18 protein-coding genes are annotated in these 15,178 nt (G+C 48.4%); 17 read left to right on the top strand and 1 reads right to left on the bottom strand.

Annotated features, from left to right (window positions below; genetic code table 11):
- Nucleotides 1-80 precede the first annotated feature (80 nt).
- The 15 genes from def to B8880_RS10285 all read left to right on the top strand — a co-directional run bounded on the left by def (nt 81) and on the right by B8880_RS10285 (nt 12,317).
- Nucleotides 81-587, top strand: a complete 507-nt coding sequence (gene def, locus B8880_RS10355) for a peptide deformylase (protein WP_084257529.1) — start codon at nt 81-83, stop codon at nt 585-587.
- Nucleotides 588-658: 71 nt separating this feature from the next.
- Nucleotides 659-1,618 (top strand): methionyl-tRNA formyltransferase, encoded by a 960-nt coding sequence (gene fmt, locus B8880_RS10350; RefSeq protein ID WP_084257528.1) that lies wholly within the window; start codon nt 659-661, stop codon nt 1,616-1,618.
- A gap of 5 nt (nt 1,619-1,623) precedes the next feature.
- The gene (gene rsmB, locus B8880_RS10345) at nt 1,624-2,979 is read left to right on the top strand and encodes a 16S rRNA (cytosine(967)-C(5))-methyltransferase RsmB (protein ID WP_084257527.1); all 1,356 of its coding nucleotides are present in this window, start codon (nt 1,624-1,626) and stop codon (nt 2,977-2,979) included.
- Between the two features lie 14 nt (nt 2,980-2,993).
- Nucleotides 2,994-4,370, top strand: coding sequence for a Trk system potassium transporter TrkA (gene trkA / locus B8880_RS10340; protein WP_084257526.1), 1,377 nt, complete (start codon nt 2,994-2,996; stop codon nt 4,368-4,370).
- Nucleotides 4,371-4,506: 136 nt separating this feature from the next.
- A complete protein-coding gene (gene mscL / locus B8880_RS10335; RefSeq protein ID WP_084257525.1) occupies nt 4,507-4,905 on the top strand; it encodes a large-conductance mechanosensitive channel protein MscL in 399 nt (132 codons plus the stop codon).
- 163 nt (nt 4,906-5,068) lie between these two features.
- Nucleotides 5,069-5,761, top strand: coding sequence for a c-type lysozyme inhibitor (locus B8880_RS14680; RefSeq protein WP_244165635.1), 693 nt, complete (start codon nt 5,069-5,071; stop codon nt 5,759-5,761).
- Nucleotides 5,748-6,059, top strand: a complete 312-nt coding sequence (locus tag B8880_RS14675) for a hypothetical protein (RefSeq protein ID WP_244165639.1) — start codon at nt 5,748-5,750, stop codon at nt 6,057-6,059. Before B8880_RS14680 ends, B8880_RS14675 begins: the two co-directional genes overlap by 14 nt.
- Entirely contained in the window at nt 5,947-6,417 is a 471-nt protein-coding gene (locus tag B8880_RS10325; protein WP_244165638.1) for an FUSC family protein, read from the top strand. Before B8880_RS14675 ends, B8880_RS10325 begins: the two co-directional genes overlap by 113 nt.
- Nucleotides 6,418-6,515: 98 nt before the next feature.
- Nucleotides 6,516-7,667, top strand: a complete 1,152-nt coding sequence (dprA, locus tag B8880_RS10320; protein ID WP_084257523.1) for a DNA-processing protein DprA — start codon at nt 6,516-6,518, stop codon at nt 7,665-7,667.
- A 78-nt stretch (nt 7,668-7,745) separates the two neighbouring features.
- Nucleotides 7,746-7,886: a type II toxin-antitoxin system HicA family toxin gene (locus tag B8880_RS10315; RefSeq protein ID WP_244165634.1), complete on the top strand. Its 141-nt coding sequence runs from the start codon at nt 7,746-7,748 to the stop codon at nt 7,884-7,886.
- Between the two features lie 278 nt (nt 7,887-8,164).
- Nucleotides 8,165-8,710 (top strand): DNA topoisomerase family protein, encoded by a 546-nt coding sequence (locus B8880_RS10305; RefSeq protein WP_084257522.1) that lies wholly within the window; start codon nt 8,165-8,167, stop codon nt 8,708-8,710.
- A gap of 3 nt (nt 8,711-8,713) precedes the next feature.
- Complete coding sequence (gene tsaC, locus B8880_RS10300) at nt 8,714-9,268, top strand: L-threonylcarbamoyladenylate synthase type 1 TsaC (protein ID WP_084257521.1); 555 nt, start codon at nt 8,714-8,716, stop codon at nt 9,266-9,268.
- A gap of 1 nt (nt 9,269) precedes the next feature.
- A complete protein-coding gene (locus B8880_RS10295) occupies nt 9,270-9,809 on the top strand; it encodes a GNAT family N-acetyltransferase (RefSeq protein ID WP_084257520.1) in 540 nt (179 codons plus the stop codon).
- An 8-nt stretch (nt 9,810-9,817) separates the two neighbouring features.
- Nucleotides 9,818-10,621, top strand: coding sequence for a shikimate dehydrogenase (gene aroE / locus B8880_RS10290; RefSeq protein WP_084257519.1), 804 nt, complete (start codon nt 9,818-9,820; stop codon nt 10,619-10,621).
- A gap of 130 nt (nt 10,622-10,751) precedes the next feature.
- Nucleotides 10,752-12,317: an AbgT family transporter gene (locus B8880_RS10285; RefSeq protein ID WP_084257518.1), complete on the top strand. Its 1,566-nt coding sequence runs from the start codon at nt 10,752-10,754 to the stop codon at nt 12,315-12,317.
- 78 nt (nt 12,318-12,395) lie between these two features.
- Here B8880_RS10285 and B8880_RS10280 read toward each other — a convergent pair whose 3' ends face one another.
- A complete protein-coding gene (locus tag B8880_RS10280) occupies nt 12,396-12,995 on the bottom strand; it encodes a nitroreductase family protein (RefSeq protein WP_084257517.1) in 600 nt (199 codons plus the stop codon).
- Between the two features lie 277 nt (nt 12,996-13,272).
- Here B8880_RS10280 and B8880_RS10275 point away from each other — a divergent pair, with 277 nt between their 5' ends.
- On the top strand, nt 13,273-14,784 hold the full coding sequence (locus tag B8880_RS10275; RefSeq protein ID WP_084257516.1) for a sodium-dependent transporter: 1,512 nt from the start codon (nt 13,273-13,275) through the stop codon (nt 14,782-14,784).
- Entirely contained in the window at nt 14,781-14,873 is a 93-nt protein-coding gene (locus B8880_RS10270; RefSeq protein ID WP_084257515.1) for a methionine/alanine import family NSS transporter small subunit, read from the top strand. The genes B8880_RS10275 and B8880_RS10270 overlap by 4 nt, the downstream gene beginning before the upstream one ends.
- Nucleotides 14,874-15,178: the final 305 nt, after the last annotated feature.

Raw genomic sequence — 15,178 nt, 5'->3', positions numbered from 1 at the left:
TTCCTTTATGCCGCAAAAATCGTTAGAATAGCGCACTAACTTGTTTTTATCCTGATTTTTGAAGAAAGAGAACGGCATTTATGAGCATTTTAACGGTATTAAAATACCCTGACGAGCGCTTGCGCACCAAAGCGGCGGCGGTCGTCGACGTGGACGATTCGATCCGCGCGATTATCGACGATATGTTCGACACCATGTACCACGACGAAGGCATCGGCTTGGCGGCGACGCAGGTCGATATTCATCAGCAAATTATCACGATTGACATCGAAGGCGACAAACAGCGGCAAATCGTGCTGATTAACCCTGAAATTGTCGCCTCGTCCGGCGAAACCGGCATTGAAGAGGGCTGTTTGTCGATTCCGGGCTGTCGTGGCTTGGTGCCGCGTAAAGAGAAAGTGACGGTCAAAGCGCTGGATCGCAACGGGCAGGAATTTACGTTGGAAGCGGACGAACTGCTGGCAATTTGTATTCAGCATGAAATCGATCACTTAAACGGCGTGCTGTTTGTCGATTATTTATCGCCGTTGAAAAGACAGCGGATTAAACAAAAAATGGAAAAACAGAACCGCTTAAATGCCAAATAAACGCGTTGAATAGCCTCTCGATTGAGAGGTTATTTGTTTTATCCCATCATTTTCAGACGACGTAGCACATTATGCAAAAACCTTTAAATATTATCTTCGCCGGCACGCCGGATTTTGCTGCCCAACATTTGCAGGCGCTGTTGAACAGCCAACACCGTGTGATCGCGGTTTACACCCAACCGGACAAGCCGGCGGGACGCGGCAAAAAATTGCAGCAAAGTGCGGTTAAGCAACTGGCGCAACAACACGGTTTAGCGCTTTATCAGCCGAAATCGTTACGCAATGCCGAAGCGCAGCAACAATTAAGTGCATTAAACGCCGATGTCATGGTGGTGGTGGCATACGGCCTGCTGCTGCCGCAAGCGGTATTGGACGCACCGCGTTTGGGCTGTCTGAACGTACACGGTTCGCTGTTGCCGCGTTGGCGCGGCGCGGCGCCGATTCAAAGAGCGGTTTGGGCAGGTGACCAACAGAGCGGCGTGACCATTATGCAGATGGATATCGGCTTGGATACCGGCGATATGCTGCATAAAGTCAGCTGTCCGTTGGCGGCGGACGAAACGTCCGCTTCGTTGTATCAAAAACTGGCGCAAATTGCGCCGAGTGTGTTGCTTGAGGTGTTGGACGGACTGCAAAGCGGCAAATTTAAGCCGGAAAAACAAGATGAAGCGCACAGCAATTATGCGCAAAAATTAAGCAAGGAAGAGGCAAGACTGGATTGGCGGTTATCGGCGGTGCAGTTGGAACGCTGTATTCGCGCCTTTAATCCGTGGCCGATCAGCTATTTTGTCACCCGCGACGGCGAGCAACAGGCGCAAACGGTTAAAGTGTATCAAGCGCAAGTTTTACCGCATATCGATAAAGCACCCGGCACGATTTTAGCGGCGGATAAAAACGGCATTCAGATCGCCACCGCCGACGGTGTGTTGAATTTAACCGTGTTGCAACCGGCAGGCAAAAAACCGATGGGGGCGCAGGATTTGCTCAACTCGCGCCGTGATTGGCTGCCGATCGGCACAATTTTGGAATAATCATTATGAAGCACGCTAAATCCGCCGCAACCGCTGCCACAGCTTCCGCCCCGCATAAAAAACGGACGGCGGCATTATCCACCCGTGCGCTTGCCGCGCAGATTCTGCTGCAAGTGCTGGATCAAGGCAAATCCTTGTCGGCGTTGCTGCCCGAAGCTGCGGCGCAGGTGAAGCCGCAGGATCAACCGCTGCTGCAAGAAATCTGTTTCGGCATTTGCCGTGTGTTGCCGCGTTTGGAACGGATTATTGCCCTGTTGCTGAGCAAACCGTTGAAAGGCAAAACCCGAATCGTACATTGTCTGCTGCTGGTCGGTTTGTACCAACTGTTATATCTGCGCATTCCGCCGCACGCTGCGGTGGACGAAGTGGTCAATGCGGCTGCGGCGTTGAAATCCGACGGTTTCCGTTCGTTGTTGAACGGTGTGTTGCGCCGCTTTTTGCGTGAGCAGGAGTCGATTCTGGCAACAGTGGACAAACATTGGCAAACCTTGCACCCTGAATGGCTGGTGAATCAGCTGAAAAAGGATTATCCGCAGCAGTGGCGGCAAATCGTCGAAGCCAACAACCAAAAACCGCCGATGTGGTTACGGGTCAATCAGCAATACTGTTCGAGCGAAGCGTATCTGGCGTTACTGGCGCAACACGGCATTGCCGCGCAAGCTGTCGCCGATCAACCTGATTGTGCGATTCGTTTGCAAAGTGCGGTCAGCGTTAATCAGCTGCCGCACTTTGCGCAAGGTTGGGTCACGGTGCAGGACTGTCACGCTCAATGGGCGGGTTTGCTGCTTGAGCCGCAAAACGGCGAGTTGATTTTAGATGCCTGTGCCGCGCCCGGCGGCAAAACCACCCATATTTTGCAGTTGGCGCCGCAAGCCGATGTTATTGCGCTTGATGTGGAAGCCGCGCGTTTGCAGCGGGTCAAAGAAAATTTGCAGCGCTTAAACCAACAGGCACAAGTGATTTGCGGCGATGCGGCGCAGCCGCAACAGTGGTTGGCGGACGGCGTGATGTTCGATCGGATTCTGCTTGATGCGCCTTGTTCCGCCACCGGCGTGATTCGTCGTCACCCCGATATCAAATGGTTGCGCCAAGAGCAGGATATTGCGGCGTTGAGTGCGTTGCAACAGCAGATTTTAACCGCACTTTGGACACGTTTGAAAAGCGGCGGCACATTGTTATATGCCACCTGTTCGGTGTTAAAACAGGAAAACCAGCGGCAGATCGACGATTTTGTCGCGCAACACGCCGATGCCGAGCCGGTCGCGATATTCGGACAACAACATGCCGGCGGAAAACAGTTTTTGCCTGAAGAACAGGGCGGCGACGGCTTCTTTTATGCTAAATTAATCAAAAGGGCTTAATTTAGGGACAGGCTATGAAAATCATCATTCTCGGTGCCGGACAGGTCGGCGGCACATTGGCGGAAAATCTGGTGAGCGAAGATAACGATATCACCGTGATCGACAGCAACCAAGAGCGCTTGAACAATTTGCAGGATAAATTCGATTTACGCGTTATTCTCGGCAATGCCTCGTCGCCGCGCGTGCTGCGTGAGGCCGGTGCCGCCGATGCGGATATGCTGGTGGCGGTCACCAGCTCCGATGAAACCAATATGATTGCCAGCCAAATCGCCTATACCTTGTTCGGTACGCCGAGCAAAATCGCCCGCATTCGCGAAAACGAATATATCCGTGAAAAAGACAAACTGTTTCAGGCGGACGTGATCCCGATTGATCATATTATCGCGCCGGAAAAGCTAGTGATTGACGATATTGCCCGTTTGATCGACTATCCCGGCGCATTGCAAATCGCCCATTTTGCCGATGAGCGCATCAGTTTGGTGGCGGTGAAAGCCTACTACGGCGGTCCGCTGGTCGGCTATGCGATTTCCGCCTTGAAAGAACATTTACCGCACTTGGACGCACGGATTGTGTCGATAACGCGTCAAGAACGCTATATCCGACCGCAAGCCTCGACGATTATCGAAGCCGGTGACGAAGTGGTGTTCATCTGCGCCACCCCTTATATTCGCGCGGTGATGAGCGAATTGCAGCGCTTGGAGCGCCCGTACCGACGGGTGATGATTATCGGCGGCGGCAATATCGGCGCCGGTTTGGCGAAATATCTGGAAGAGCGCTGTCGGGTCAAATTAATCGAACGCAATCCGCAACGGGCGGAACAGCTGGCGGAAAAGCTGTCAAAAACGCTGGTTTTTGCCGGCGACGCTTCCGATCAATCGTTGCTGTTTGAAGAGCATATTGAAAATATTGATGTTTTTATCGCCTTAACCAGTGATGACGAAGCCAATATTATGGCGGCGCTGCTGGCAAAACGCTTGGGGGCGGCGAAAGCGATGGTGCTGATTCAGCGGATTGCTTATTTAAACCTGATTCAAGGCGGTACGATCGATATCGGTTTTTCGCCGCAACAAGCGACGATCTCCGCTCTGCTCGGTCATGTACGCAAAGGCGATGTGCGCAATGTGGTCACTCTGCGCAAAGGCAATGCCGAAGCAATCGAAATTGTGGCGCACGGCGATTTGGAAACCTCCCATGTGGTCGGACGCAAAATTGCCGAGCTGAAACTGCCGGCCGGTTGTATTATCGGCGCTATTTTGCGCGGCGAAGAGGTGATTATCGCCGGCAATCATCTGATTATCGAAGACAACGACCATGTTATCCTGTTTCTGAACGATAAAAAGCAAGTGCCGGAAATCGAAAAATTGTTCCAGCCGACACCATTTTTTATTTAAATCAGATAAGCCGTTGCTCATGATAGGAAAATATAAAATTTACAGAAATATAACTTTACATTTTTATATTAGTAACTATAATACCGCCGACAAAACAATCTGATTATATTTTATACAAGCACAAGGATCATTTATTATGAGCATGATGAAAGAGTTTCGTGAATTTGCAATGCGTGGCAATGTTGTGGATATGGCAGTCGGTGTGATCATCGGCGGCGCATTCGGCAAAATCGTCAGTTCGTTAGTCGGCGACATCGTGATGCCGGTATTGGGCATCTTCACCGGCGGTGTTGATTTCAAAGATTTAAATATCGTTTTACAGGAAGCGGTGGGCGAAACGCCGGCTGTAACCTTAAACTATGGTGCATTCATTCAAAATATCTTTGATTTCGTTATTGTTGCTTTCGCCATCTTTATGATGATCAAAGCGTTAAACAAATTAAAACGCGAGCAACCGGCGGAAGAAGAAGCTCCGGCTGAACCTTCAAGCGAAGAAAAATTGTTAACTGAAATTCGTGATTTATTGAAAAAATAATTAATCGAATTTAGACAAAACCAACCCTTTCAGTGCAATCTGAAAGGGTTTTTTTACAATTATTTGGTCAAAATTACAACTTAACTGCATTTTATATTGTCTAAATTCACGATTTTCATCTTATTTTGAAAAACCGCAAATTTAATTTAAAAGGAATTTAACGATGGCATTCGCAATTAAAAAAAGCGTATTCACGGCTTTCGCCGCAACCGCACTTTTCTTCTCATTGCCAAGTTTTGCCGCCGACGGCGCAACCGTCAGCAAAACGGTGCAGTTTAACAAAGGCGAAAGTTCGGCGACTTATCAAGGCAAAATCAAGGGCAATGATTACGACAGTTATTTTTTCACCGCCAAAAAAGGGCAGATCTTAAATGCCGTTTTGGACAGCAATGCTCACGCAGAAATGGTGTTGTTTGGGCAAGATGGCTATGTGGTCGGCGACAGCTATGTGCTGCCGCAAAACGGAAAATACGAAGTGCGGATCTTCCAAATGCGCACCTTCGCCCGTCGCGGCACCGAATCGCCTTACTCGCTCACCATTGAGATCCTCAACCCGAGCGATAAAACCGCCGTTGGCAGTGAAGCAGAAAAAACGCGGGCAATCGAAAAATGGGTTTACGCCTGCCGCGATAATAAAGTCCTTGAGGTGGTTTATGTTAACAGTGCAGAGCAAAATTATGCGGTAATTAGCCAAATGGGCGAACTGATTCCGATGGAAATCATCCCGATGGCATCAGGTGCGAATTATCAGGCAATCAATCCGGATTACAGCTATAAACTTTACACCAAAGGCAACACTGCCGATTTGGTTGAAAGCGATGATAAACCGGTTTTGAGTGGTTGTGTGGCGGAATAAAATTTCTGCTTGGTGCGGCGCAATTTATTGGCGCGAAGCCTTATTGGGCGTGCCGGGGATTGTGCTGGTGCTGGCATTCAGCGATGTGTTCAACAGCACGCAGTTGGTGGTGATGTTGGGCGCGGCTATTGCAAATCGGCTGCACCATGTTGTTTGCCTATTTCAGCCCGAAAAATGCCGCGCCGCTGCCCGACACGTCGCCGATTGCTGCCAATCAATCATGGCGATTTGTCATTGCAACCGCAGTTGCGGTTGCTACAGCCTTATGCAGTGCGCAATATTTTGGTCTAAAAAATGACTACTGGGCGCCGATGTCGGCATTTTTGATTCTCCGTCCGGTTGCGCAAGCCACCCTCGCGCGTGGTATCAACCGCTTAATTGGCACATTGCTCGGCTGCGTGGTGGCAACCTTGCTGATTTACACTTTTCACGATAGCTTGCCGATATTGGTCTTTTTCCTACTCTTAACCGTCGCCTCCGCCTTGGCAATGCAACGGGCGCACTACGGACTGTTCAGTTTTATGGTCTCCGCCACCATTGTGCTGCTGATCGCCCTCGGTCATGGCGACCCCATCGCCACCACCGAACACCGCCTTATCGCCACCCTGCTTGGCGGCGGCATTGCGATAACGATGGCAAAAATTTTTCGTCTTTAACCGATTTTGCGATCCCTATTCCAAAAATAATCCGCATGACAAGGCAAAAACGCTGAGCGTTGGCAGAATGGCTCACTGTTTTTTCTTTTGTGAAGATGATGCCAATGCCGTTAGAACTATTACTTCGTTTAAATCAAATTCCGCAACTGGGTGCAAGTGCGGTACTGCGGCTGTTAAAGCGCGTACCGATGACCGATCTCTTGAATTATCGCCACGCCGAACTGGCTGCGTTAGGCTGGAATTCGCAGCAGATTCAGCGCTGGTTGCAGCCGAAACAGGAATATATCCAGCCGGTGTTGGTGTGGTTGGAGCAAAGTGCGGTCAATCAAGTGATCACGATTTTTGATGAAGATTATCCCTATTTGCTGAAACAGAGTGGTTCTGCGCCATTGATTCTTTATCTGCAAGGTGACCGCACTTTGTTGAACGAACCCCAGATCGCAATGGTCGGCAGTCGTGATTGTTCCGATTACGGTGAATATTGGAGCCGCTATTTTGCTGCGCAGCTGAGCTTGCAGGGGTATGTGATCACCAGCGGCATGGCGTTGGGAATCGACAGTTACAGCCATCAGGCGGCGTTGACTGCCGGCGGCAAAACCATCGCCGTATTGGGCAGCGGTTTGAATCAAATTTATCCGAAACGCAACCGCAAACTGGCGCAACAGATTAGCGAACAAGGCGCGTTGGTATCGGAATTTATTCCCGATCAAGCGCCGTTGGCGGAAAATTTTCCGCGCCGGAATCGGATTATCAGCGGTCTGAGTTTAGGCACGTTGGTTGTCGAGGCGGACGTAAAGAGCGGTTCGCTGATCACCGCCCGTTATGCGTTGGAGCAAAATCGTGAGGTGTTCGCCTTGCCCGGTGCGGTTCAAAACCGCTTCAGTCGCGGTTGCCACAGTTTGATTAAGCAGGGTGCATTGCTGGTGGAAAGTTATCAAGATATTTTGGAAAATCTGTCCTCTGATCTGTGGCAAAACCAACCGCTTAAACCCGAGCCGCAACTGGTCAAGCAACAGTTAACCGAGCAAAGCGTGACCGCAGCGATAACAATCGCTGTAAAGCCGACACAACCCACGAAAAGTGCGGTCGCTTATCCGGAGTTATACCGCCATATCGGCTACCAACCGATCAGCGCCGATGATTTGGCGACTGCCGCAAATCTACCGATTGCGGAAATCCTTTCGCAACTGTTGGAGTTAGAACTGGAAGGTGCGATCTGCACGGTCAGCGGAGGGTATTGCCGATGTTAGAAATTATTTTGTGTGTATAATTGGGGTGGTTAGGTAGTATTATGAAATCGATCTAATCAAAGAACTTAAAGCAAACGGTTGGAGTTTATACGGCATCGAAAAGGTGATCACCAAATTTGGTATTCGGCGAAAACTAAGAAACGGTTTTCTGTTCCTCATCCAAAGAGCCATTTGCCGGTCGGCACGTTAAAAGCGATAAAAAAATCAGCAGGGATTTAACCCTTTGTTTTAGGAGGAGAAATGTTATTTACAGTGGGTGTTGAATATCCTAAACGTGAGAATGAAGCTTATGGAATGATGGTTCCGGCACTATTTGATCAACCGAATTGATAGCAGAGTTGGGGCAAGCGGTGGGCGATATCGTGATCGTAGCCATTTTCTGGCTGTCGCATCACAGCATGAATTAACCGCGTAATGGCAATATTTTCGCACATTTTTTGCCGAGTAATCCGATTCAAGGTAAGATAAGCACATTCATCAATTCACCGCGATACGCTATGCATAAACGTTCCCTTTTTGAAACTCAGCCGCGCCAAGCCGAACTTTGTCCGAAGTGCGGGGCGGCGTTGCAGTTGAAGCAGGGCAAAAAAGGGCTGTTTTTGGGGTGCACGGCTTATCCTGCCTGTGATTATTTAAAGCCGTTGCAGCAAAGCGAGAGCAAAATTCTGAAAGTGTTGCCGCAGGCTTGTCCGCAGTGCGGCAATCCGTTGGTGCTGCGGCAGGGGCATTACGGTATGTTTATCGGTTGCAGCCATTTTCCGGAGTGCCATTACATCGTGCATGAGCAGGCGGAAAATGAAGCGCCGTCGGCAGAAAGCGTTCCGTGTCCGTCTTGCGGCAGTGGGCAGTTGGTGGCGCGGCGCGGACGGCAGGGCAAGGTGTTTTATGCCTGTGATCGTTTTCCGCAGTGCCGGTTTAACTTGCCGCATAAACCGGAACGGTGCGCCTGTCCGAAGTGCGGTTACAGCCTGTCGTTTCAACGGCAAGACGGTGACTATCAATGTTGCAACAAGGCTTGCCGCCATCAATTTCATCTTGAATAATTTATGAATTACAGCATTAATCAATTAGCAGATTGTATTAAACAACAACAGGTTATCGCTTATCCTACCGAAGCGGTTTTCGGCTTGGGCTGCGATCCGTACAGCGAAAGTGCGGTTTTGAAACTGTTGGCGTTGAAACAACGTCCGTCGGAAAAGGGCTTGATTGTCATCGCTCCGCACTTGCCGTTGTTGTTGCCGTTTATCGACCAAACGCGATTGAATGATGAGCAATGGCAGCGTTTGCAGGCGGAATATGATCGCCCGCTGACGTGGCTGGTGCCGAAAAGTGCGGGCACGCCTGATTTTCTCAGTGGCAAATTCGACAGTATTGCGGTGCGTTTGTGCCGGCATCCGGCGGTGACCGCACTTTGCGAGGCCGCACAAACCGCGTTAACGTCAACCAGCGCGAATCTGAGCGGTATGCCGCCTTGCCGCACGGCGGCGGAGGTGCGGGCGCAATTCGGAGCGGATTTTCCGGTGCTGGAAAGTGCGGTCGGCGGTGCGCAAAAACCTTCGCAGATTCGTGATATTTTGACTAATCGGCTGATTCGGGCATAACATGAAAACAGAATTAATCGTCAATGCGGATATTGTGCTGCGGCAACTGCAGGAAAGCGATGCGAAAAGCGTGTTTGCCGCAATCGATCAAAACCGTGTGCATTTGGGGCGGTGGCTGCCGTTTGTCAATTGGACGCAGCAAGTAGATGATTCCCTTGAGTTTATCCGTTCGTTAAAAAAGAGAAAAGCGGAGCAGGTATTCAAGATTGTCTATCGGGGCGAATTTGCCGGTTTAATCGGTTTTAATGCGTTGGACAGCGGCAACTTGAAATTGGAAATCGGTTATTGGCTGATCGAACGCTTGCAGAAAAGGGGCATTATCATCCGCTCGACGGCGGTGTTGGTCGATTATGCCTTGACCGATTTGCAGATGAATCGGGTGCAAATCAATTGTGCGGTCGGCAATGTGGCGAGCCGTAACGTGCCGCAGCGCTTGGGGTTTAGGTTGGAAGGGATTCAGCGTGACGGGATTTTGTTGGCGGACGGCGCTTTTGTCGATTGCGAAATTTACAGTATGTTAAAACGGGAATGGAAAAGGTGATACACAAGATGAACAACTACGCCGTGTGGGGCAATCCGATCGCCCAAAGCAAATCACCGGAAATCCAACAACATTTTGCCGCGCAACAAGCTATCGACTTGGCTTATGAACGCAAATTGGGCGATGAAGTGCGGTTTGAGCAGCAGCTCGCCGATTTTTTTGCTGACGGCGGGCAGGGGTGTAATATCACCGCCCCCTTTAAAGCGCGCGCGTTTGCTTTGGCGGATTTGCACAGTGAACGCTGTTTGACAGCAGAAGCTTGTAATACCCTAAAAAAATTGCCCGACGGACGGTTATACGCCGACAACACCGACGGCGCCGGTTTGGTCAGCGATTTGCAACGTTTGGGCTGGTTGCAGCCGCAGCAGAATATCTTGATTCTCGGCGCAGGCGGTGCAACTAAAGGCGTGCTGCTGCCGCTCTTACAGGCGCAACAGCAGATTACGCTGGCAAATCGCACTTTAGCCAAGGCACAACAACTGGCTGATAAATTTCAGTCCCACGGCAGTATTCAAGCGGTCGAATTGGATCATATTCCCGAGAAGCGGTTTGATGTGATTATCAATGCTACTTCATTAGGATTACAAGGGAAAGTGGTTGAAATTAAAGCGGAAATTATGCAAAAGTGCGGTCTGGCGTATGATATGCAATATGCCAAAGGTTCGGACACGCCCTTTATCGCTTGGGCGAAACAGTGCGGCGCAGCCCAAACCGCCGACGGCATCGGTATGTTGATCGGACAAGCGGCGCACGCCTTTGAATTGTGGTTCGGGGTGATGCCTGAGGTTTCGGCGCTACTGAAAATACGCTGAAACTGTGATGTAGGTAGATGTTTTGTTATTTAGATGTTATATAAAATCGGTTATGTAAATTTTTTATAGTACAATTTCATTGTAATATTGCTGTAACCTTTAATTAAACATAAAGAGGGGTAGTATCGTGATGAAAGAGACAAAAAGTGGTGAAGGCAGTAAATTTTTACGCACGGTTGAGTGGCTGGGAAATGCTTTGCCACATCCGGTAATCCTGTTTTTTTATTTTATCGTTATTCTTCTTATTTTTTCCGCTGTCGGCGAAGCTTTAGGGGTTTCGGTATTGGATCCGCGTCCGGAGGGGGCGAAAGGACGCTCCGCTGACGGCATGATTTATGTGGTCAGCTTATTAAACCAAGACGGTCTGATTAAAATCCTTACTAATTTGGTTAAAAACTTCACCAACTTTGCACCGTTGGGAACGGTTTTGGTGGCTTTGCTTGGGGTTGGGATCGCAGAAAAGGCGGGATTGTTGTCGGCGACCATGCGCTTGGTGGTGATGAAAGCGCCGAAAAAACTCACAACCTTAGCCATTGTTTTTGCCGGAATTATGTCGAATACCGCCGCAGAATTAGGCTATGTGGTGTTAATTCCGTTATCAGCCATTATCTTCCACTCTTTGGGGCGGCATCCGTTGGCGGGCTTGGCGGCGGCATTTGCCGGTGTGTCGGGCGGCTATTCTGCCAATTTATTATTGGGAACCATTGATCCGTTGTTGGCGGGGATTACCCAACAAGCGGCACAAATCATTGATCCAAGTTATACGGTCGGTGTTGAAGCCAACTGGTATTTTATGTTTGCCAGCACTTTTGTCATTTCGATTATCGGTTATTGGATCACGGAAAAAGTGGTTGAGCCGCAATTAGGCCCTTACAATGCTAGCTTGGGCAGTGAGGAAATCGCCGCAAAACAGTCTTCCCAATTGACCTCATTAGAGAAAAAAGCCTTGTTGTATGCAGCGGCGACTTTTTTATTTTTGTGCCTGTTGTTGGCGCTCAGCGTCGTGCCGGAAAACGGTATCTTGCGTGATCCGCAAACAAAATTGGTCAGCGGTTCGCCGTTTTTGAAATCCATCGTCGTATTTATTTTCGTTCTGTTCGCTGTGCCGGGGATTGTTTATGGTTGGGTGGCAAAAACCATTCGTTCGAATAAAGACGTGGTTGACGCCATGGCGGAGTCAATGAGCACGTTGGGTTTGTATTTGGTGATTATTTTCTTTGCTTCCCAATTTGTCGCATTTTTTAATTGGACCAATATTGGGCAGGTTATCGCAGTGAAAGGTGCGAATTTTTTAAATGAAATTGGTTTGCACGGCGGTTTACTGTTTATGGGATTCATTTTAATCTGTGCCTTTATCAACCTGATGATTGGATCCGCTTCCGCACAATGGGCGGTCACCGCGCCGATTTTCGTTCCGATGTTGATGTTGGCTGGTTATTCGCCGGAAATCATTCAAGCGGCTTATCGTATCGGCGATTCGGTAACCAATATTATTACGCCGATGATGAGTTATTTCGGCTTGATCATGGCAACGGTGATTAAATATCGTAAAGATGCCGGCGTGGGAACCTTGGTTTCGATGATGTTGCCGTATTCGATGGCATTTTTGGCAGCCTGGTCAACGTTATTTTTCTTATGGGTGTTTGTATTCGGTTTGCCGGTCGGACCGGGATCGCCGATTCATTATCCGAGCTAAATGCCGTTAAATCATAAGAGAAAGGCTCAACGTTTTTATACTGTTGAGCCTTTAAATTAGGGGATGACGGGTAGAAAATTAAGCAAAGATTTTGAAACGTTGCTCGTCGTCGATATAAGTTTTCTCACCGGCTGGCGCTTCAATGCTGCCGAACGGCATTTGCGCACGCAGTTTCCAGCTTGCCGGAATGTCCCAGGTTTTCGCCACTTCTTCGTCAATAATCGGGTTGTAATGTTGTAGCGTTGCGCCCAAACCGGCTTCTGCTAATGCTAACCAAACCGCATATTGTGCGATGCCGCTGGCTTGTTCCGACCAAATCGGGAAGTTTTCGGCGTAAGCGGCAAATTGTTGTTGTAAGCCGGCTACCACGTCTTGATCTTCAAAATATAATACCGTGCCGAAACCGGCTTTAAAGCAGTTGTTAACTTTGGTTTCGGTGGCGGCGAAAGCGTCTGCCGGTACGATTTTACGCAACGTGTCCAGCACGATATTCCACAGTTTTTCATGCTCGGCGCCGAATAAAATCACTGCGCGGGAAGATTGCGAATTAAAGGAAGACGGGGCTTCGCGCACCGCACTTTTGATTAATGCGCTTAATTGATCCTGTGATAGCGTGACGTTTTTGCCGATAGCATAAATAGAGCGGCGGGTTTTTTGTAATTCGGTAAATGCGGACATATTATTTTCTCCTGATTTTAGGGTCGTTTTTAGTATCTTATTTTGAATAATCGGGGTTGTAAATGGTAAAAATGTTGATACATCATTTCACCACAGGAAATTATCAGGTGCAAAAGTGCGGTTTGCAAGCGGATAAAATAGTAATTAAAGCGATTTAATAACGATTTTTTAAAACAAATTGCTTTTTTTAAATGAAAGTTTGCTATATAGTTTCAACGGTTAGATATTATCTATTCTTATTATTTTTATATACCATATTATTTTAGGAGGTTGAAGTATGGCTCAACAACATACGCCGTCTTCACGTGAAACATTTTCCGGGCGTCGCGCTTTTATTATTGCGGCGATTGGTTCTGCGGTCGGGTTGGGAAACATTTGGCGTTTTCCGTATATTACTTATGAAAATGGCGGCGGTGCATTTATTATTCCTTACGTTGTCGCGTTGCTGACCGCAGGAATTCCGTTGTTGTTTTTGGATTATGCTATCGGGCATAAATATCGTGGTGCAGCACCGCTGTCTTTCCGTCGTATGACCCGCAGTTTAGAGACATTCGGTTGGTGGCAGGTGATGATTAATATCATTATCGGCACTTACTATGCGGTAGTGTTGGGTTGGGCGGCGATGTACACCTACTACTCGTTCACTGGCGCATGGGGTACGAATCACGCGGATTTCTTTTTTAAAGAGGTTCTGCAAATGGCTGATGCGGGGGTGAGTTTTGACTTTGTCGGCACGGTAACCGGACCGTTGATCGCGGTGTGGTTGGTCTGTTTGGGCATTTTGGCACTTGGCGTACAAAAAGGGATTGGTAAATCCGCAGCGGTGATTATGCCGTTGTTGATTGTGATGTTCTTTATTTTAGTCGGCACCTCATTAACGTTAGAGGGCGCGGCGAAAGGCTTAGATGCGCTGTTCACACCGGACTGGTCGAAATTATATGATCCAAAAGTCTGGATTGCCGCCTACAGCCAAATCTTCTTCTCCTTATCGATTTGTTTCGGAATTATGATTACCTATGCTTCTTACTTGAAGCCGAAAACCGATTTAAGCGGTTCGGGCTTGGTGGTTGGTTTTGCCAACAGCTCATTTGAAGTATTGGCAGGTATCGGTGTATTTGCAGCATTGGGCTTTATTGCGACCGCAAATAACCAACAAGTATCCGAAGTGGCAACATCGGGCATCGGTTTGGCGTTTATCGCTTTCCCGGCGATTATTGATAAAGCCGGCTGGATTATCGGTGTATTGTTCTTCGGTTCTTTGACTTTTGCTGCTTTGACCTCGCTAATTTCGGTGCTGGAAGTGATTATCGCGGCGGTGCAAGATAAGTTGCAAGCGCGTCGTGCCAAAGCGGTATTTATCGTTGGCGTACCGATGATGTTGGCATCGGTGTTGCTGTTTGGTACAACTACCGGCTTGCCGATGTTGGATGTGTTTGATAACTTCGTGAATAAATTCGGTATCGTGGCAGTGGCGTTATTCTCAATCCAAGCAATAGTTTTAACCAACAACTTGCCGCAACTGCGCGCGCACATTAACAGCGTTTCCTCATTCCAGTTGGGCAAATGGTGGGAAATCGTGGTCGGCGTAGTTACGCCGGTGGTGCTGTCGTATATGCTGTTAAGCGAAGTTAGTGATGTGTTGAAAAACGGCTACGGCGGCTATCCGACGTGGTTTGTAAACACGTTTGGTTGGGGCATGGCGATTGGCTTGATCGTGGTTTCACATCTGCTATCTAAATTGGCATGGAAACACGAAACTATTGATTTTACAAAAGGACATAAAAAATGAGTACCAGTGCAATTATCATGATGACTGTCGCCCTTGTGATTATTTGGGGCGGATTAGTGGTTTCGATTAAACGTTTATCGAAAGAATAAGCCATATTTTTAACAGCTCAACCGCACTTTTGTTGAATAAAACCACAAAAGTGCGGTATTTCGAATAAAAAAGCGCCGGTCGGAAAATTTTCGCAAAAAAGTGAGAAAAAGGGGTTGCAAAGATTTGCCGAATGTCTATAATGCGCACCTCACAACGACGCAGCGTTCTGTTTAAGAGGTTGGCGGTTGTGACTGTTCTTTAACAATATATCAGACAATCTGTGTGGGCACTTGTGCAAGGCATTGGTAATTAAAAAAGATTTAAAAACTAAAGTCTTAATGAGTGCTGATAGTAAATTCATAAT

This window comes from Pasteurella testudinis DSM 23072 (assembly GCF_900176075.1).
GTDB lineage: Bacteria > Pseudomonadota > Gammaproteobacteria > Enterobacterales > Pasteurellaceae > Chelonobacter > Chelonobacter testudinis.
The sequence above is the reverse complement of the archived record's forward strand: the minus strand, read 5'-3'. Positions and strand labels throughout refer to the sequence as shown.